Raw genomic sequence first — 19,646 nt, 5'->3', positions numbered from 1 at the left:
CGGGCGACTGGAAGGGCAGTGGTCGATCCATGACGAGCATGAATAACAGACGACGCAATGCACCGGCGATCGAATGGCCGACCGTGTTTCTCGCGTTTTTCTGTTACGGCACCTGGCTCGCAGCCGGCCTGTTCCTGTGGCCGTCCTATCCGCTGCTGGTGCTCGTCGTTCTGGCCTTGATGGCTGCGCTGCAGTCCTCGCTTGCGCACGAAGTCCTGCACGGCCATCCGACCCGCAATGCACAGCTCAACGAAGCTTTCGTCTTCCTGCCAATCGGTGTCGTCTGGCCGTTCCGTCGGTTCAAGACCATCCATCTACGCCATCATGCCGACGAACGGCTGACCGATCCGCTTGACGATCCTGAAAGCTACTACAAGGCGTTGTGGCATCATGATGAATTGCCGCCGGCGATGAAGTTCCTGCTGAAAATCAACAACACCATGATCGGCCGCCTCGTGCTCGGCCCGTGGCTGTCGTGCACCGGCTTCTTCATCGACGATGCCAAGCAGATGCTTGCCGGCGACAAGGTGATCCGCAAGGCATGGCTGCTGCACGCCATCGGCCTGGCCGTGGTGCTGCCGGTCGTGCAGTTTGGTTTCGGCATTCCGCTGTGGCTCTACGTCCTGGTGCCGGTGTGGCTCGGCCAATCGCTGATCTCGATCCGCACCTTCGCCGAGCATCAGTGGTCGGAGCATCCGGAAGGCCGCACGGTGATCGTCGAGCGTTCGCCGCTGTCGTTGCTGTTTCTCAACAACAATTTGCATTTCGTCCATCACAAGAGCCCGACGGTGGCTTGGTACCGGTTGCCGAAGCTGTTTCGCGAGCGCCGTGACGAGTGGCTGCGGATGAACAATGGCTACGCCTATCCGAACTATTTCTCGCTGCTCAAGGCTTATGCGTTCAAGGCGAAGGAGCCGATCGTCCACCCGGTGCTGCGGCGCACGCCGGAACCGGGCCGGGCGTTCAAGCCGCGCGTCAGGGCGCCGCGCAGCCTCAATGGGCTTGGCAGTGCGCCGGTGCCCGCCGAGCCGCCGAAAGAATGAATTTTGCGGCATCGCCGGCGGCGATGCCCAGGTGTGCGTCTATGGTCTCGTCAGTTTCTCAGCGTAACGACCGAAATCCCGGCATGAGCAATTTCGTTGCCGCCTTGCCGATGTATGACTGGCCCGAAATGCGGAGCGAGGTCGATGCCCAATGGGCACGGCTGCGTGATGCCTTCCGGCAAAGCGGCATCGACGCGCCGCAGACCATCGCTCGCGTCAATGCCGATCTGTGGCCTGTAGACGGCGGCATCCGTGACGCCGCCGGAAAGGTCATCGCGCCCGATCCGGCGACGCTGCCGCCGGACGAACTGGATTTTCACGGGCTTTGGCTGCATCCGGCGCTGCTGCTCGCACAGACCTGCTGGGGGCCGATGGAACTCGGGCTCGCGACGCATGTTCAACTGATCGGCCAACCGCACTACGACGCATTCGAGGGCGGGCAGAGTGAACTCTATTCGAGCGCGCTCGTGATGCGTGGAGGTGAAGCGCCAACGGTTGGCTCACCGTCCGACGGCAGCCCTCTCATCCCGCTCGATATCCTACGTGGCAAGCACTTTGCCTTCAACAGCCTCGATTCCATGTCGGGCATCATCGCGCTGACGCGGGACCTGGCGGCGATGGGCGAAAGCCTGGACATCTTCTCTGAGCGCAGCGAAAGCGGTGGCCACCGCGCCTCGATCGTCGCCATTGCCGAGGGCAAGGCCGATGTCGCGGCCATCGACTGCCAGAGCTGGGCGCTGGCGCGGCGTTTCGAGCCTGCAGCGGAAGCGGTAACGGCCGTCGGTTGGACAAGGCGGCGCAAAGGCCTGCCGTTCATCACCGCCAGAACGACACCGGAAAAGATCGTGATGGCGTTGCGCGAGGCTGTCGCGGCGCTCGCATAAAACAATCAGCCGCCGAGCAGCCGCTCGTCGAGCGGATAGGTCGAAAGCTGCTCGTTGCCGGTTTCGGTGATCAGGATCTGTTCCTCGATCTTGACACCCTCGTGACCGCCAAGCCGGCCGATATAACTCTCGACGCAAAGCACCATGCCTGACACGAGCACGCCGTCGGGCGTGTCTTCAGTCCAGTCGATCGCATGCGGCAGCGTTGGGTATTCGTCGGCCAGCCCGACGCCGTGATAGAGCACGCCGTAGCGCGTCGGGAAACAATCTCCGGGCGGCACCACCGAGCGTTCGACAAGGTCGCGGAAGGACATGCCCGGCTGCATCAGGCGGGTGTTGTGGGCGATCTGGTCGGCGGCGATGCGAAACAGGTCGCGTTGCTCGTTGGACGGCTCGGTGTCGCCGCAAAGCCAGGTGCGCGACAGGTCGGCACAGAAACCGTAGGGGCCGATCAGGTCGGTATCGAAAGCGACGAGATCGCCGGCTTCGATCGTTCGCGACGAGCATTCCTGGAACCAGGGATTGGTGCGCGGGCCTGACGTCAGGAGCCGGGTTTCGACCCATTCGCCGCCACGCGCGATGTTGCCGCGGTGGAGTTCGGCCCACAGTTCGTTTTCGGAAATGCCTGGCCTCAATGCTGCTTCCATCTCGCCCATCGCCGCCTGGCAAGCGACGATCGATCGGCGCATGGCCAGGATTTCGTCGGGCGATTTGATCAGACGTGCATTTTCCATCAGCGCTTCGCCATTGCCGATCGAGATGCCGAGGCGGGCGAGTTCTTCGACGCCCTCGGGATTGATGTGATCGACGGCGATGCGGCTGACACCGCCGCCATGCTCCCTAATCAGATCGGCGATACCGGCCGCCCAGCGGCGGACTTTTTGCGCGGTCAGTTCGCCGCTGTAGAGATACATCCACGACACTGCCGGCCGCACCTCGTCGACGACGCCGGAGTGGTCGGAAAGGTGCTCGCAGGAAAAATAATCGAACAGCACCACCGGGCCTTCGGTGGCAACGAAACAATGTCTTGTCGGATTGTGCGCGACCCAGAGCTGCATATTGGTCGAGTCGGTCGCATAGCGGATGTTGATCGGATCGTAGAGCAGGGCTCCCGCATAGTCGCGGCGCTTCAGCTCGGCGCGGATGCGGTCGAGCCGGTACTGACGCATAGTGGGCAGGTTAGGGGCAGCAATGGCGGCGGCCTGCCACTCGGCTTCCGCCAGCGCGCCATAGCCAAGCACATGCTGGTTGAGCTCAGCGGCCTTCTGCCGCGACTTCAGGCGCAACACATCGATGGAGCCCGCTTCGTCCGGCTCGAACGGTATGATCTTGCGATGACGAGGAGGCCGATCAGTCGGGTTCCTGTCCACCCTCAGCTCCTTTGCTGACGCCTTCGGGCGCCGTGGCTTTTTCCGCAGCCGTTCTCTTCAATCTGATGTACGCGCCGGGCCGGGCAGACTTGTCGGTGCTAGGCAATAGCGCAACCATGATTTGCTTTGGTTGGCCGTCCGGCTCATAGCCGGCTTTTTTGAGCTGCTCCAAAATGACGGGCCGCGGATCGTCGCGGTCAAGCCAGACGAGTACGGCCGGCTCTTGCATCAGCCTGTCGAAATTCGGTACTTCCTGGTTAAGCGTGACCAATTTTTCGTCGACCAGCCGCAGGTTTCCGACCCATGCACCGTCGGATATTGCGGTTTTCACCGCCCCGTCGGCAGTCAGCTGGCGATAGAGGGCCGGGTAATCCACCCGGATCATCCGCGAGAGACCACTGGTCCCGTTTATCTGGAAGTACCAAGTGGCGGGCGCGAGCAGAACGGCGATGATTGCTCCGGCCGCGATCACCAGGAGCTGGGCGTCCCTGCCGCGTGGTGAGAGCCGTTCCATATAAGCGGCCATCGCCAGCGGCAAGATGACCAGGACCGGCACCAGCCAACGGGCCTTGACCTCGGTCACGCCGGTGGCCAGCACAAGTACCGCCAACATGGCCAAGCCGAGCGCCAAGGTACGCCACAAAAGAATTTCCCTGGTCGGAGCTTTGGGGTGACGCTCGGAGAAACGAAACCCCGTCAGCGCGAAAGCCAGCGCGGAAACAAGCACCGGCAAGACAGCGAAATTGAAGGTCCCCATGATAAACTTGCCGGCGCCGGTGGCCGCGGCCGTCATGCGCGCCTGCTGTAGGTCTATTCCGAACTTCTCGCCTCTCGCCAGCAAATCGGCAGGATGCATGAGGCTCCAATATGTGGTTGGCGCCAGCACCAATATCGCGACGGCAACGCTGATTGCGAATTTCGGATCGAGGATCGCGCCGCGCAACTCGCGCAGCGATAACACCGCCGCAACAAGGGCTAACACCAGGAATACGTCGTTGTATTTGGCAAGAATTGCCGCAGCCGTTGCCAACCCAAACACCGCATAGGCGATCGCGCTTCGCCGCTCGATCAGATAAGCCATCGCGAGCAGGAGCAGCGCGCAAAAGCCGACAACGGCGACCGAATGCGACAAGGCCCGCTGCGATTCCCAGGCGATTTGCGGGATTGTGAAAAGTCCCAGCATGGCCGCCGCTGCCGTCGCTTTCGTGTAGCCGAACCGTCGCATGGCGGCGAACACGCTGCAGGCGGCGAGGAACAGCACGGAGTATTTGACGAGCTTCAGCGTGAAAATATTGGTGCCGAAAATTTGCGCGGCCAGCCAGTTGATCCATGTGTAGAGAGGCGGCTGCGAGCCGCCATATCCAGCCCAAAGATATGGAAGATAAATCAGCTGCTCCGCGTCATCGACGCCGACGCCAGTTCCTGCCCACGTGGCCAGAACGGACAGTATGGCGGTTTGCAAGGCCAAATAAGCGGCGACCATGACGATCGCCGCCGGGAAGGGGCCAATCCTGCTCTCGGCAAGCCATTCGTCCCATTTCATCGAATACTTCAACGAGTTCTCATCGCCCGTGCCAGTTGCCGCCGGCTCCGCTAGCATGAAGACCATGCCCCGCACAATGTGGCAGCCCTGAGCTGCCGGAGCGGCGGGCAGGCAAGTCGAATCGCACCATCGCTCTCTCTTTTGTTCTAGCATCGGATTTCCCCAAATCGGTCCCACCCCTGGGTCAAGCGCGAGGGCTGGCCTTTGGGTCCGGTGCTCTAGGTCCGCATCTTCTCGCCGCTGGGGTCGAAAGGCGGCTCGACATTGATGCGGGCCGGGCGCCGGCTTCCGAGGATTTCGATCTCGAACAGTCCGGCGCTCTCGTTCCCGGCCAAGGCCGCTGGCACATAGCCTTGCGCCATCGATTTCTGGGCGTAATGGGCATAGCCGCCGGAGGTGACCCAGCCGACCACGCGCCAGTCGCCGTCGACGATGCCGCGCACGGCCGAAGCGCCTTCCGCGGCCTTGGAGCCGCGCACTTCCTTGCCGTCCGTATCGAAACGCGGCGCGCCATAGCCATGCGGCTTTTCCACCGTGCCGTAGTCCTTGCCGCCGACCTTGGCCCAGATCGGTTCGTCGCCCATGACGTCGGCATCCGCGGCATCGACGATGAAGGAGACACGGCGCAGTTTTGGTCCTTCCGCCTGCTCCCTGGCCGCCGCTTCACGTCCGATGAAGTCGTTCTTCTCCAGCTTGACGAAGCGGTCCATCGCGCCTTCGAACGGCCCGTAGATCGGGCGCAGTTCGCGGAACCAAGTCGGGAAATTCTTTTCCAGTCGCATCGAGAGCAGGGCGCGCATGCCAAAATCGATAAGACCAAACTCTTCGCCGGCATCCTTGATCGCCTTGTAGACCAGGCGCTGATAGGCCGGCGCCATCCAGATCTCGTAGCCGAGATCGCCGGTATAGGTGATGCGATTGACCATGCAGGGCGCGCCGCCGACCGCCATTTCGCGGAAATCCATGAAGCGGAAAGCCTTGGTCGAGATGTCGACATCGACCAGCTTCTGCAGCAGGTCGCGTGATTTCGGCCCGGCGATCGACAAGCCGACCAGCGTCTGGTCGAAGCGGTGAAGACGGACGCTACCATCCTTCGGCAGGTGCTTCTCGAACCAGCGCATATGATACTTCTGCGCCGCCGACGAGCTCCAGATCATGAAGCGCTCTTCACCCGCCTTGGCGATGGTGAAGTCGCCGATGAGCCTGCCGAATTCGTTGAGCATCGGCGTCAGCACGATGCGGCCGCTCTTCGGCATGCGGTTGGTCATCAGCCGGTTGAGGAAGTCTTCGGCTCCCGGCCCGGACACTTCGTATTTGGCGAAATTGGCGATCTCGGTGACGCCGACCTTCTCGCGGGTGGTGCGCACTTCCTCGCCGATCGGCCCGAAATCGTTGGAGCGATGGAAGGAAACGATGTCCTTCGGCTCGGAGCCTTTCGGCGCGAACCAGAGCGGGGTTTCGAGGCCCCAGCTATCCCCCATGACGGCGTTGTTGGCCAGCATCGTGTCGTAGAGCGGGGTTGTCTGGGCCGGCCGTGCCGCCGGCAATTCCTCGTTGGGAAAGCGGATGGAGAAACGGCGCGAATAGTTTTCGCGCACCTTGGCGTTGGTGTAGCGCAGCGTCGCCCATTCGCCGAAGCGGGCGACGTCCATGCCCCAGACGTCGAAGCCGGGGTCGCCATTGACCATCCAGTTCGACAGCGCCAGCCCGACTCCGCCGCCCTGCGAGAAACCGGCCATGACGGCGCAGGCGCACCAGAAATTGGTCAGGCCCTGCACCGGGCCGACGAGCGGATTGCCGTCCAGCGCGAAGGTGAAGGGACCGTTGATGATCTGCTTGATGCCGGCCTTCTCAATGCCGGGAAAATGCTTGAAGCCGATTTCGAGCGACGGCGCGATGCGGTCGATGTCGGGCTGCAGTAATTCGTGGCCGAAATCCCACGGCGTGTTGACCGGAGACCACGGCTTGCAGGCTTTTTCATAGGTGCCGAGCAGGATGCCGTTGCGTTCCTGGCGGGTGTAGATCTCGCCCTTGAAGTCCATAACCCCGATCATTTCGCGGCCGGTCGACTTGTTGAATTCCTCGACCTCCGGCATCGGCTCGGTCAAAAGGTACATATGCTCCATTGCCAGCAGCGGCAGCTCGACACCGACCATGCGGCCGATTTCGCGCGCCCACAGGCCGCCGCAGTTGACGACATGCTCGGCCTTGACCGTGCCTTGCTCGGTAACGACGTTCCAGGTGCCGTCGACTTCCTGCGTCAGCTCGACGACGCGGTTACGCAGCACGATCTCGGCACCGAGCTTCCTGGCGGCCTTGGCGTAGGCGTGGGTGGTGCCGGAAGGGTCGAGATGGCCTTCGACCGGATCCCACATGGCGCCGACGAAATTCGTCTCGTCCATCAGCGGGAACATCGCCTTGGCCTCTGACGGCGTGATCAATTCGGTGTCCATGCCGAGATAGCGGCCCTTGGCGTGGGCAAGGCGCAGGAAGTCCATGCGCTCGGGGGTGTCGGCCATCATCACCCCGCCGGTCAGGTGCAGCGAACAGGACTGGCCGGAAAGCTCTTCGATCTCCCTGTAGAGCTGCACCGTATAGGCCTGCAGCTTGGCGACATTGGGATCGCCGTTGAGTGTATGGAAGCCGCCCGCCGCATGCCAGGACGAGCCGGAGGTGAGCTCCGAGCGCTCGATCAGCATGATGTCGGTCCAGCCGGCCTTGGCCAGATGGTAGAGCACGGAGCAGCCGACGACACCACCGCCGATGACAACCGCTTTTGCATGAGATTTCATGAATATAGTTCCGTTTTTGAAGAGATTGAATCGAGTGAGCGGGGCGTGAAAACAAAGCGGAGAAGGGCGGCGGCTGGAATAATCTCACGCCCTTCTTCTACCCCGTCGACCGGGGGAGAGGTGTCGAGCGAAGCTCGACGGAGTGGGGGTCGACTGTTCATCAAACCAATACAGATGGTCAAAAATCGGTCGGTGCGCCGCCTTCGGACCGGCGTTTGTCGACGAAGGCGTTGAGCTCCTCGCGGATAGCCGGGTCCATGTAGGGCTCTTCATAGGAGGCCAGCCGCGCCTTCCACACCCGATTGGCTTTTTCGATAGCTGTCGGCGACCCGGCTTCCGCCCAGGTCTCGAAATTGCGCCAGTCGGAGATGATAGGCGAATAGAAGGCAGTCTTGTAGCGGTCCTGGGTATGCTGGGTGCCGAAGAAATGGCCGCCCGGACCGACGGACTGGATGGCGTCGAAGCCGAGAGCCTCCTCGGAGAGGTCGAGCGGGGTCAGGAACTCGGCCACCATCTGCAGCAGATCGATGTCCAGAATGGTCTTCTCGTAGGAGCAGCGCAGGCCGCCTTCCAGCCAGCCGGCCGCATGCATCATCAGATTGCCGCCGCCCTGGATGGCGCCCCACAGCGAGAACACGCTTTCATAGGCCGCCTGCGCGTCGACCGTGTTGGCGGCGCAGGTGTTGGAGGTGCGGTAAGGGATGTTGTAGCGGCGGGCGAGCTGGCCGCCGACCAATTGCGCCTTCATGTATTCCGGCGTGCCGAAGGCCGGCGCGCCCGACTTCATGTCGACGTTGGAGGTGAAGCCGCCATAGCCGACGGGCGCGCCCTTGCGAACCATCTGGGCGAAGGCAATGCCGGACAGCGCTTCGGCATTCTGCTGCACCAGCGCGCCGGCGATGGTCACCGGCGCCATGGCGCCCGACAGGGTGAACGGCGTCACGATGACGACCTGGCCCTTGCTCGACATCTGGATGATGCCTTCCATCATCGGCACGTCGAGCTTGAGCGGCGAATTGGTATTGATGATGGTGAACACCGATGGCTCTTCAAGAAGCTGTTCGTCGCTGATGCCGCGCGCGATCCTGGTGATCTCGATGCCGTCGACATTGCGCTCCTTGCCGAGCGAATAGATGTGGAACACCTTGTCCGTGAGCACGCTCAAATCGCGGATGCATTCGAGGTGGCGGACGGACGGATGGATGTCGATCGGCTCGACCGGATAGCCGCCCGTGCAATTGAGGATGTTGTGCATCTGCGCAAGCTTGAGGAAGTTGCGGTAGTCCTGCTGGTTGCCCGGCCGGCGGCCGCGGTCGATGTCAGAACAATTGGGTGCCGACGCCATCATCGAGATGATCAGATTGTCGCCGCCGAAGCGGACATTGTGCGCCGGATTACGGGCATGGATGGTGAATTCCGACGGGCAGTGGGAAACCAGCTCGAGGATCATGTCGCTGTCGAAGCGCACCCGCTCGCTGCCTTCGCGGACATCCGCGCCATGCGCCTTCATGATGCGCCGGGCCTCCTCGTGCAGCACGTCGACGCCGATTTCCCGCAGCACGCGCAGCGAGGCGAGGTGGATCGATTCCAGTTCGTCGTCGGAGACCAGCTTCGTCGGCGTCAGCGGGATTTTCAGCTGACGGAAAGGCGGCTGTTCGAACGCCGCCGATCCGCTGGCGCGCTTTCCAGCGCGGCCGCCGCGACGGGCGCGGTCGTTTGCCAATGCCGGCTCGGCGGGATGAAGGGCGGCGGTCATGATAGTCCTCGTACGCTGCGACAGTGCCGCGGCATAATGGACCGCCGGCCGGCCCGCCATTGCGGAGGCGGCGACCACTAGGACGAGGGAAGCGACATGGCAGCTCCCGGGCTGAAGGCAGCCGACTGGATCATCGGGCTTTTGATCTCCTCTGGCTGGCGCAAGCGGTTTTCGTCACCGGTGCTTCCCGGCACGCTACCGAAACGGTAATCGTGCAGGTTCCCTATTGGTGCGGATCATGGACCTGGCGGAACAGAACAGCGACGAGACAATGCAGTGGGCGGCGATCACCGGCGTGATCGCCACCGTTTCGGTGTTCGCCATCGCGCAAGGGCTGAGCTATCCGCTGTTGAGCTTCATCCTGCAGCGCCAGGGTGTCTCGCCGGCCATGATCGGCCTCTCGGCAGCAATGACGCCGGTCGGCTTTATCGTCTCGTCGCCGCTCATCCCGGCGCTGGCGCGCCGGTTCGGGGCAGGGCGCACGGCGCTCACCTGCGCAGCCCTTTCCGCGATCATGCTGGCGCTGATCGGCTGGACGCAAAATGTCTATCTATGGTTTCCGCTGCGCTTCCTGATTGGCGTGGTGACCAATCCGCTCTACGTGCTGAGCGAGATCTGGGTGATCGCGCTGGCGCCGCCGTTGCGCCGCGGCCGCGTGATGGGGGTCTATTCCACAGTCATTTCGGCAGGCTTCGCCGCCGGCCCGCTGTGCCTGCTTGCCGTCGGCACCGAAGGATGGCCGCCGTTTCTCGTCGGCATCGCCGCATTCGTCTTTTGCGGCGCCTGTCTGGCGCTGGTGCTGCGACGGCTGCCGAAGGTCGATGAGGCCGGGCACCAGGTTTCAGTGATGGGGTTCATGCCTCTGGCATGGCTGCTGTTGTCGGCGGTCGTCGTGGCCGCCGGTTTCGAACAGGCGGTGCTCGCACTGCTGCCGGTCTACGGAGCGCATTACAGCATCGAGGAAACCCGCATGTCGGCGCTGCTGTCGATGATGATCGCCGGCAATATCGCCATGCAGGTGCCGCTCGGCCTGCTGGCGGAACGGCTGACAGCGCGTCTGGTCCGATTTATCTGTGTATCGCTAACGCTGCTCGGATGCGTGCTGTTGCCGGTTCTCATCGAGACGCCGCTGATCTGGCCATGCGTCTTTATCTGGGGTGCGGTTTCCTACGGCATCTACACGATGTCGATCATCGAGCTCGGCGAGCGGTTCACCGGCTCGGCACTGGTCGCCGGCAACGCCGCCTTCTCGCTGATGTGGGGCGTCGGCGGCATCGCCGTGCCGCCGCTGGCGGGCGGCGCCATGGATATTCTCGGTGCGAACGGCCTGCCGATCACGCTCGGCGCCATTTGCCTGGCGCTGGCGATGGTAACAGTCATTCGAAGGCGGATGGTGTGAGATACGTACCGGAGTGCTGGGGTCCTCAATTGCCTTGCCGCCTGAAGACTGCCCAGAGATCACAGTCGGCGTGGGGTTCTTCCGGATGTGTCTTGTGCAGCAATTCCCGAATCTCAACAGCGCGATTAAAGTCGTCTATCAGCCCAACACAGGATAGCTCTTCATTGGCGAAGACGTCGGGGAAACCACCGCAATTGGTCAGTGCGCTGATGTCGACGTTCTTGTCGAGCAGATCATAGCCCATGAAGGTGAACTGGTCCCAACCGAATGAGCGCGGGTCCGCCGAAGGACTTCGGATTACGCCAAGGATGGTAAGGTTGCTCGTATCGGTCAATTGCGAAAGCAAAAACTCCAGATCCACGAAGAAACTCAGCATAAAGTCTTCATTCACGATATAGGGCCAGTAGCTATCCTTTATCTCCCCAAGCGCCGTCGGGCACAGCATGCCGTCGAGTGAGACGACCTCTGTCAATCGGGTGAGGCCCGACCACTCGATGTATTTGTCCCATCCCGTGCCGTGGGATGGATCAAACTTCTCAGTCGCAATGTACAGACGCTGCATGAGGTTCCTCGCAGTCCATGCAGAGAGCCTTATCATGGCAATCTCCGACCATTCGTATTTACGTGTTCCAGTTGAATGTCGGTAGCGCCATGCCGATGTTTGTGGCACCGAGCGTGACCAATTTTCGGAGACCACATGACCAAATCAGCCACAAGCAGGCAGCCAAGTTCGGCAGCCGAGGATCCCTTTCTCTGGCTGGAGGACAGGACAGGCAAGGAAGCGCTCGACTGGGTTCACCGTCAGAACGAGATCACGGTTGGTGAACTGCAGGGCGATCCGTCCTACCAGGCCTACTTCCGAACCGCACTCGACCTGATGACGGCCGAAGACAACATTGCGGTCGGGTCTGCACTAAACGGCCACGTCTATAATTTCTGGCAGGACAAGACCAATGTGCTCGGCCTCTGGCGGCGCACGAGGGTCGCTTCCTACAAAACCGAGAAGCCGGATTGGGAGACGATCCTCGACTTCGACAGTCTGTCCGCCAAAGAGGGCGTGAAATGGGTGTTCAGCGGCGCCAGCCGGCTTTACCCCGACTTCAGCCGCTGTCTGCTCAGCCTGTCGCCGGATGGCGGCGACGCCAGTGAGATGCGTGAATTCGACATCGACACCAAGTCCTTTGTCGAGGGCGGCTTTCGCGCGCCCGCCTCGAAGTCGGGCTTCAACTGGTTGGACAAGGACACGGTCGTCGTCTCGGCCGCGTTTGAAGAGCACGAAAAAACGCAGTCCGGTTATCCGCGCGTGGTCAAGCTATGGCAGCGCGGCACCAGGCTGGAGGATGCGACGCCGATCTTCGAGGCGCAGAAGCAGGATCTCGCCGCCGGCGGTTCCCTCGAATTCGACGGCGACAAGCGGCATCTGTTCCTGACCCGGACGCCCGACTTCTTTGCCTCGCACAGTTTTCTACGTCTGCCTTCCGGCGAAAACAGGCGCATCCCACTGCCGGACGACGTCACCGACACTATGCTGTTCAGGGATCAGCTCGTCTTCGGGGTGCGCAGCCCATGGACGGCGCCGGACGGCATGCGATGCCGACCCGATGGCCTCTATTCGCTGGACTTCGCGCGCTGGATCGAAACCAATGCGCTTGGACCTTTCGAAACCGTGCTCGAGCCGGCGGATCGTGTCTCGATCGCCGGTATCGCCCGCACGCAGGACCGGTTGTTCATCAATCTGATGGACAATGTGCGCGGCAAGGTCGTCGCCTGCGATCGCAGCAGCAGCGGCTGGTCACTGGAGCCCGTGGCGCTGCCCGAAAACGGCAGTGTCGGCATCAGCCATGCCGAGCGTTTCGGCTCCAGTGTCTCCTTCTCCTTCACCGATTTCCTGACGCCGAGCTCGATCATCTGGTCGGACGACAATGCTGGCACGCTAAAGACGGTGAAATCGCAGCCGGCGCGTTTCGATGCGTCGTCGCTGGTCTCGGAACAGTTCGAGGCACGGTCGAAAGACGGCACAGAGATCCCTTACTTCGTCGTCAGGCGGCGCGATCAGAGCGGGCCGGTGCCGACGCTGCTTTACGGTTATGGCGGCTTCGAAGTGCCGCTGCTGCCAGGCTATGCCGGCGTGCGCGGCAGGCTGTGGCTGGAAAAGGGCAATGCCTATGTGCAGGCCAATATTCGCGGCGGCGGCGAGTTCGGCCCGAACTGGCATCAGGCCGCGCTCAAGGCCAATCGCCAGAATGCCTTCGACGATTTCGCCGCGGTCGCGCAAGAGCTGGTGAAACGCGGCATCGCCACGCCGGCGACGCTCGGCATCCAGGGTGGCTCGAATGGCGGCCTGCTGACCGGCGTTTCGCTGACCCAGCATCCGGAGCTTTTCGGCGCGGTGATCATCGACGTGCCGCTGCTCGACATGCTGCGTTACACCGAGCTGCCGCCCGGCGCATCCTGGATGGCCGAATATGGCGATCCCGCGAAGCCGGAAGAGGCGGCCTGGCTCGCCGCTTACTCACCTTATCAGCATGTCGAGACCGATGCCGCCTATCCGCCGGTGTTGCTGACGACATCGACGGCCGACGACCGCGTCCATCCCGGCCATGCGCGCAAGATGGCCGGGCGGCTGCAGGCAGCCGGCCACACGAAGACGCTGTTCTTCGAAGAGACCGAGGGCGGCCATGGCGGGCGCGGTGATCGCCGGCCGCAAGCAGCACAGGCGGCGATGAAGTATATCTTCCTGCGACGTGCGCTGAACGGAACGGCTTGAACTGATCGCGTCAGACGGCCTAAGGTGCAGTCCATGGGCCGGATGAGGACATGCTGCGCATTTGGAGTGGCGGTGACGCCGTCGCCGCGCACGCTTCGCGCCGAGCTTTTGCGGCTTTGCGCCCGCATCGGCTATTCGCCGCCCGCCTTCCTCTGACGAATCCGCCCCGGCTGCAATTGCCGGATTGGTTCAAGAGGAAAGATCAGACATGACCTATCAGAATTATTCGCTGAAGCAGCTTCAGCAGATCGATGCTGCGCATCACCTTCATCCGTTCACCGACCACAAGGAGATGCGCGAGGCCGGTTCGCGCATCATCACCCACGCCAACGGACCGTTCATCTACGATTCCGAAGGGACGGAAATCCTCGACGGCATGGCCGGGCTGTGGTGCGTCAACATCGGTTACGGCCGCGATGAGCTGGCCGACGCGGCTTACGCCCAGATGAAGGAACTGCCTTACTACAACTCCTTCTTCAAATGCTCGGCCCCGACGCCGGTGCTGCTGGCCAAAAAGCTGGCGGAGCTGGCGCCGAAGCACGTCAACCAGGTGTTCTTCGGCTCGTCCGGTTCGGAGGCCAACGACACGGCGCTGCGCCTTGTCCGCCACTATTGGGCACTGGAAGGCAAGCCGGAGAAGAACCGCATCATCTCACGCAGGACAGCCTATCATGGCTCGACCATCGCCGGCGCGTCGCTGGGCGGCATGGAGCCGATGCACAAGCAGCTTAACGGCGCGGTTCCCAACATCGTCCATGTGATGATGCCTTACGCCTACGAGCTGGCTCTGCCCGGCGAAAGCGACCATGATTTCGGCCTGCGCGCGGCCAAGGCGGTCGAGGATGCCATCCTCGAGGCCGGCGCCGACAAGGTCGCCGCCTTCATCGGCGAGCCGGTGATGGGGGCAGGCGGCGTGAAGATACCGCCGATGAGCTACTGGCCGGAAGTGCAGCGCATCTGCCGCAAATACGATATCCTGCTGATGCTGGACGAGGTCATCACCGGCTATGGCCGCACCGGCGAGTGGTTCGCGGCTCAGACCTTCGGCATCGAGCCCGATACCATCACCACCGCCAAGGCGCTGACCTCCGGTTATCAGCCGCTGTCGGCATTGCTGGTTGGTGACCGCATCGCGGCGACGCTGGTCGAGAAGGGCGGCGAGTTCAATCACGGGTATACTTATGCCGGCCATCCCGTGGCCTGCGCCGTGGCGCTGAAGAACCTCGAGATCATCGAGCGGGAGGGTTTGGTTGATCGGGTCAAGAACGACACCGGACCCTATTTTGCCAAGGCGCTGCAGGAGCACATTGCCGGTCACGATCTGGTCGGTGAAGTGCGCTCGATCGGGCTGATGGGGGCGATCGAGATCGTTAGGGACAAGGCGACCAAGGAGCGCTTCCTGCCGGCTGGGAGCGCTGCCGTGCTTGTCCGCGACCACGCAATTTCCCAGGGCATGATGCTGCGTGCCACCGGCGACACGATGATCCTGTCGCCGCCGCTGATCTGGACGCGTGAGACGATCGACATGGCCTGCGAGCGCATCGCCAACGCGCTTGATCTGGCGCAGGCGGATTTGCGCAAGCGGTAAGCAAAGGATGATCGCCGGGCGTCCTGCAGTCGGACGCCCGGCGTTTGAATGCCGCATTCTGCCGAAGAGCTCGCTAGGCGCGGATCGGCCGTGAGGCGGCAACCAGTTCCTACACCCTGGAGGAGCCGCTCACCAAGAGCTGCTACGGGGCGATCGCTGCGTCAATCGCCGCAATGTACCTTGTCCGTCAGGTCCTGTGTTTACCTGCCCTGGTTGTCGATCGTTGTGTCGGTGCTGCCACGCTGGGCGTTGGCGCCGTCGCTCTGTTGCTCGGCCCAGCCACCAGGACCCGTCGGAAAGCTCGGCTCTCCTTCTGCCTCTAGGCTCTCGTGGAACTCAGTGGAAGGTCTTCCCGGGTATTCGCGGCCACTCGACAGGTGCCCTTGATGAGCGGGATGGAGCGATGCATCATCATTGCGGGCATGGGCCGGCGGTTCGGCACAGGCTGCCGTAGCAAACAACGATCCGGCACCGATGAAGAGTGCAAATGCGAGAACGTGCTTCATTGTGCTGTCCTCCAATATTTGGAATCAAGGTGCAGGTAGGGCCCATCCAGGCTGTGTGAAGGGCAGCTTGGAATGAAATCGATCAAGAAGGCAGCACTTGCACATCCCCGGCATGGCTTGCCCGATTTCGGCAATATCGACGATCCGAGCCTTGAGCCGATGATGCCTTCGGCGGACCGCATCGGCCGTCCGCGCAAGGCGACGGGCTGGCGTTTCGATTAGGCGTCGCTTTCCAACATCAGCCTCTCGCGCGCCGCCCGAGTACAGCGTCACGGGATGTGCGGCGTGCTTTTCATCCGCAGTACGGCTCCAAGAACAGTTGACGTTGGAACTGCCATTCATCTGGGGAATTGTAAAGTTGGCGAGGCTAAGCAGAAATTGCTTGGTAAACGAACTTGTCAGAGCAATCGAAGCGTCAACCGTAAGCTTTGCAAGATCACCGGCGCAATTTTCGGTTGCGCGCTGCATAACTACGACAAAAAACAACATAGGGAGGCTATCATGATCAGGATTCAGTCAGTTCTATTTTCTATTCTACTATTAGGAGTGGCAGGGTCACCGGCGACAGCGGAGGAGGTCTGGTCGCTTGACGGCTTCAAGGCCCCCGAGAGCGTGCTCTTCGATGCAAAGCGGAACGTCTTCTACGTCTCCAACATTGTTGGCGAACCCGCCGGCAAGGATGGGGTTGGGTACCTTTCGAAAGTTTCGCCTGACGGAAAATTGCAGGCAGCCGAATGGGTGACCGGCTTTAATGCGCCCAAGGGATTGGTGATGAAAGGCGATACGCTTTTCGTCACCGACATCGATCGGCTCATGGCTGTCGACGTCGAGACCGGTCAGATCACCGGAACGTGGCCCGCAGAAGGCGCTCAGTTCCTCAATGACCCCGCCGTCGACGAGGCGGGTCGCGTCTTTGCTTCCGACATGCTGGCGAACAGGATTTATGTTCTGGACAATGATGCTCTCACCGTCTGGCTGGAGAGCGAGGATCTCCTGCATCCGAACGGTCTGCGCGTCGAAGATGGTCGCCTCCTCGTCGCCGGCTGGGGTCGCGATATCCAGCCGGATTTTTCGTCCAAGACACCCGGCCATCTGATCGCGATCGACCTGAACACGAAGGCTATCTCTGACATCGGATCCGGCGAGCCTGTTGGAAATCTAGATGGTCTAGAACCGGACGGAGCAGGAAATTGGCTTGTGACGGATTGGGTCGCAGGGGCGCTCTTTCGCATTCATCCGGATGGAAAAGTCGAGCAACTGATGGACCTCAATCAAGGCAGCGCCGATCTGGAATTCCTGGAAGAAAAGAAGCTGGCAATCATCCCGATGATGGACGGCAAACTGGTCGCAACTCGATTGGGTGGAGCAACTTGAGAAGAGGCTCGCATAGTCCTCTCCCCAATTGGCCGTACAGGGTCATGACTTGCACTATCGAAGGGCCGGATCAGCAGCGCTTTTCACATCTGTGCCAGCTCTTGCGGTGCCGTTCCGAAACGCAAAAACCGCGCTCCTCCGGGAACGCGGCTTTGCCAGATACGCATGGCGCTTCGCTAACAGAACACTTGCGAAACTTACGGGCTCCGGTACGCGAGACCTGATCCGGAGCGCCGGGCGGATGCGATATGCCGCCTCGCACTCCGTTCTACAGGGACATTGTTACCGGGTGGTTATCGATAGTTTAAGCAAATCTAAATTTCCGATATTTCTCTTTGCCGGGAACGGAAAAGCCCGTCGAGTTCGAGGCTTAAGCGCGTCGCGTCTGAAGGGACGGTCAAGCCCCGAGCGCAAGCGTTTTGGGCGACATGCATTACGCCGGGGTACCGCGCAGGAAATTTATGATGCCGGAAAAATCGGCACCGGCATGCCCTTGGGCGTTGAACAGCGCATAAAGCTGGGCTGCCTCGGCACCAAGCGGCGTCACCGCACCGGCGCTTTGCGCGGCTTCCTGCGACAATTTCAGGTCCTTCAGCATCAGTGCAGCGGCAAAACCCGGCCTGTAGCCATTGTTGGCCGGCGATGTCGGCACCGGACCGGGCACCGGGCAGTAGCTGGTCAGCGACCAGCACTGGCCCGACGAGGTCGAGGCGACGTCGAACAGCGCCTGATGCGACAGGCCGAGCTTTTCCGCCAGAACGAAGGCTTCGGCGACGCCGATCATCGAAATGCCTAATATCATGTTGTTGCAGATCTTTGCCGCCTGTCCGGCGCCGTCATCGCCGCAATGAACGATACGGCCGGCCATCGGCTTCAGTATGGGTTCGGCATTGGCGAATGCGTCCTTCGAGCCACCGGCCATGAAGGTCAGCGTGCCGGCTGCGGCGCCGCCGGTGCCGCCGGAAACCGGCGCGTCGATCGACCGCAGCTTATGTTTGGCGGCAATGGCGTGGGCTTTTCGTGCCGATTCGACGTCGATGGTCGAGGAATCGATGAACAGCGCGCCTTTTTTCGCCTTGGGCGCGATGTCCTCATAGACCGACAGGACATGTTTGCCGGCCGGCAGCATGGTGATGACCACATCGGCCTCTTTCACTGCGGCAACGGCATTGGCCATGACGACGACGCCATGCTCCTTGGCGACGACGAGATTCTCCGGCATCAGGTCGAAGCCGTGCACGGCATATCCAGCCTTGACGAGATTGGCGGCCATCGGGTTGCCCATGTTGCCGAGGCCGATGAAGGCGATGGTGGTCATCGTTTTTCTCCCGGTTTTCGTCAGCGGCCGATCAGGGCGCGTGCGATGATGACGCGCATGATCTCGTTGGTGCCTTCGAGGATCTGGTGGACGCGCAGATCGCGGACCAGCTTCTCGATGCCGTAATCGTGCAGATAACCGTAGCCGCCATGCAGTTGCAGCGCGTCGTTGGCGACATTGAAGCCGATGTCGGTGACGAAGCGCTTGGCCATCGCCGACCATTTCGAGGCATCGGGAGCTTTGCGGTCGAGCTTCGAGGCGGCGGCGTAGAGGAAGATCCGTGCCGCCTGCAGCTCGGTCTCCATGTCGGCGAGCTTGAACTGCAGCGCCTGGAACTGGTTGATCTTGGAGCCGAAGGCCTTGCGTTCGGCCGTGTAGGACAGCGCCTTGTCGAGCGCCGATTGCGCCCCGCCCAGCGAACAGGCGGCGATGTTGATCCGGCCGCCGTCGAGCCCGGCCATAGCGATGCCGAAGCCGGCGCCTTCGGCCGAGAGCAGGTTTTGCGCCGGCACCTTGCAGTCCTCGAAGACGACCTGGCGGGTCGACTGCATGTGCCAGCCCATCTTGTGCTCGTTGGCGCCGAAGGACAGGCCGCGCGCATCCTTCGGCACGACGAAGGTGGAAATGCCCTTCGGCCCGTCGGCGCCGGTGCGCGCCATGACGATATAGAGGTCGCTGTCGCCGGCGCCTGAGATGAACTGCTTGACGCCGTTCAGCACATAGTCGCCGCCGCTTTTGACCGCGCGCGTCTTCAGCGCCGCCGCATCCGATCCCGAGCCTGGCTCGGTCAGGCAATAGCTGGCCAGCCATTCCATCGAAGTCAGCTTCGGCAGGAAGCGTTGGCGCTGCTCGTCACTGCCGAAGCGGTCGATCATCGACGCCACCATGTTGTGGATCGAGATGAACGAGGAAAAGGCCGGATCGGCGCGCGAAAGCGCCTCGAAGATCAGCACGGCGTCGAGCCGGCCGAGCCCCGAGCCGCCGACATCGTCGCTGATATAGATGCCGCCGAGGCCGAGCGGGCCTGTCTCGCGGATCACGTCGGCCGGAAAATGCTTGTTGCGGTCCCAGTCGAGCGCGTTCGGCGCCACACGATCGGCAGCGAAGGCCTCGGCCATCTCCTGGATGGCGCGCTGGTCCTCGTTGAGTTCGAACTGGCTGGTGCCCCCATCGACAGCGGCGTCCATGGCGTGCTCCCTGATGTTCTTCGGCTTGCTGGCCTGTCGTTTTTGGCTTTGCGCGCCGTTCAATCTAGACCAATGATGCCGCCGCGCAAGCCGACCATCTCGATCCAACCATCTGGGGA

General features: G+C 62.0%; 15 protein-coding genes. 7 read left to right on the top strand and 8 right to left on the bottom strand.

The genetic code is table 11. From position 1 onward, the window contains the following. The first annotated feature begins 29 nt into the window (after positions 1–29). Together NKH36_RS03295 and NKH36_RS03290 are read left to right on the top strand one after the other, a co-directional pair. A complete protein-coding gene (locus NKH36_RS03295; RefSeq protein WP_352960009.1) occupies positions 30–1,043 on the top strand; it encodes a fatty acid desaturase in 1,014 nt (337 codons plus the stop codon). Positions 1,044–1,126: 83 nt separating this feature from the next. Beyond that, positions 1,127–1,927, top strand: coding sequence for a phosphate/phosphite/phosphonate ABC transporter substrate-binding protein (locus NKH36_RS03290; RefSeq protein WP_352960007.1), 801 nt, complete (start codon positions 1,127–1,129; stop codon positions 1,925–1,927). A 5-nt stretch (positions 1,928–1,932) separates the two neighbouring features. Here NKH36_RS03290 and NKH36_RS03285 read toward each other — a convergent pair whose 3' ends face one another. The 4 genes from NKH36_RS03285 to NKH36_RS03270 all read right to left on the bottom strand — a co-directional run bounded on the left by NKH36_RS03285 (position 1,933) and on the right by NKH36_RS03270 (position 9,388). Continuing rightward, positions 1,933–3,297 carry a M24 family metallopeptidase gene (locus tag NKH36_RS03285; protein ID WP_352960005.1) on the bottom strand — a complete coding sequence of 455 codons (1,365 nt, stop codon included), beginning with the start codon at positions 3,295–3,297 and terminating at the stop codon, positions 1,933–1,935. Then, entirely contained in the window at positions 3,278–4,780 is a 1,503-nt protein-coding gene (locus tag NKH36_RS03280; RefSeq protein ID WP_352960003.1) for an ArnT family glycosyltransferase, read from the bottom strand. Before NKH36_RS03280 ends, NKH36_RS03285 begins: the two co-directional genes overlap by 20 nt. Before the next feature lie 278 nt (positions 4,781–5,058). Beyond that, on the bottom strand, positions 5,059–7,632 hold the full coding sequence (locus tag NKH36_RS03275) for a GcvT family protein (RefSeq protein WP_352960001.1): 2,574 nt from the start codon (positions 7,630–7,632) through the stop codon (positions 5,059–5,061). Between the two features lie 178 nt (positions 7,633–7,810). Continuing rightward, a complete protein-coding gene (locus NKH36_RS03270) occupies positions 7,811–9,388 on the bottom strand; it encodes a trimethylamine methyltransferase family protein (RefSeq protein ID WP_352960000.1) in 1,578 nt (525 codons plus the stop codon). A gap of 238 nt (positions 9,389–9,626) precedes the next feature. Between NKH36_RS03270 and NKH36_RS03265 the strand changes: the two genes are divergently transcribed. Continuing rightward, entirely contained in the window at positions 9,627–10,787 is a 1,161-nt protein-coding gene (locus NKH36_RS03265; RefSeq protein ID WP_352959998.1) for an MFS transporter, read from the top strand. Positions 10,788–10,812: 25 nt separating this feature from the next. Here the strand turns inward: NKH36_RS03265 and NKH36_RS03260 are convergent, their stop codons facing one another. After that, entirely contained in the window at positions 10,813–11,349 is a 537-nt protein-coding gene (locus NKH36_RS03260; RefSeq protein ID WP_352959996.1) for a hypothetical protein, read from the bottom strand. 135 nt (positions 11,350–11,484) lie between these two features. Here NKH36_RS03260 and NKH36_RS03255 point away from each other — a divergent pair, with 135 nt between their 5' ends. Together NKH36_RS03255 and NKH36_RS03250 are read left to right on the top strand one after the other, a co-directional pair. After that, complete coding sequence (locus NKH36_RS03255; RefSeq protein WP_352959994.1) at positions 11,485–13,554, top strand: prolyl oligopeptidase family serine peptidase; 2,070 nt, start codon at positions 11,485–11,487, stop codon at positions 13,552–13,554. A gap of 208 nt (positions 13,555–13,762) precedes the next feature. Continuing rightward, positions 13,763–15,142, top strand: a complete 1,380-nt coding sequence (locus tag NKH36_RS03250; protein ID WP_352959992.1) for an aspartate aminotransferase family protein — start codon at positions 13,763–13,765, stop codon at positions 15,140–15,142. 200 nt (positions 15,143–15,342) lie between these two features. Here the strand turns inward: NKH36_RS03250 and NKH36_RS03245 are convergent, their stop codons facing one another. After that, the gene (locus tag NKH36_RS03245; RefSeq protein ID WP_352959990.1) at positions 15,343–15,648 is read right to left on the bottom strand and encodes a hypothetical protein; all 306 of its coding nucleotides are present in this window, start codon (positions 15,646–15,648) and stop codon (positions 15,343–15,345) included. Between the two features lie 72 nt (positions 15,649–15,720). On the opposite strand from NKH36_RS03245, the gene NKH36_RS03240 reads away from it, so the two are divergent. Both NKH36_RS03240 and NKH36_RS03235 read left to right on the top strand, forming a co-directional pair. Beyond that, positions 15,721–15,870, top strand: coding sequence for a hypothetical protein (locus tag NKH36_RS03240; RefSeq protein WP_352959988.1), 150 nt, complete (start codon positions 15,721–15,723; stop codon positions 15,868–15,870). 63 nt (positions 15,871–15,933) lie between these two features. Beyond that, positions 15,934–17,022, top strand: a complete 1,089-nt coding sequence (locus NKH36_RS03235; RefSeq protein ID WP_352959986.1) for an SMP-30/gluconolactonase/LRE family protein — start codon at positions 15,934–15,936, stop codon at positions 17,020–17,022. Between the two features lie 433 nt (positions 17,023–17,455). Here NKH36_RS03235 and mmsB read toward each other — a convergent pair whose 3' ends face one another. Together mmsB and NKH36_RS03225 are read right to left on the bottom strand one after the other, a co-directional pair. Next, on the bottom strand, positions 17,456–18,340 hold the full coding sequence (gene mmsB, locus NKH36_RS03230; RefSeq protein ID WP_352959984.1) for a 3-hydroxyisobutyrate dehydrogenase: 885 nt from the start codon (positions 18,338–18,340) through the stop codon (positions 17,456–17,458). Between the two features lie 20 nt (positions 18,341–18,360). Then, positions 18,361–19,527: an isobutyryl-CoA dehydrogenase gene (locus NKH36_RS03225; protein WP_352959982.1), complete on the bottom strand. Its 1,167-nt coding sequence runs from the start codon at positions 19,525–19,527 to the stop codon at positions 18,361–18,363. Positions 19,528–19,646: the final 119 nt, after the last annotated feature.

It is taken from the genome of Mesorhizobium sp. M1312, assembly GCF_040318115.1.
Taxonomy (GTDB): domain Bacteria; phylum Pseudomonadota; class Alphaproteobacteria; order Rhizobiales; family Rhizobiaceae; genus Mesorhizobium.
The sequence above is the reverse complement of the archived record's forward strand: the minus strand, read 5'-3'. Positions and strand labels throughout refer to the sequence as shown.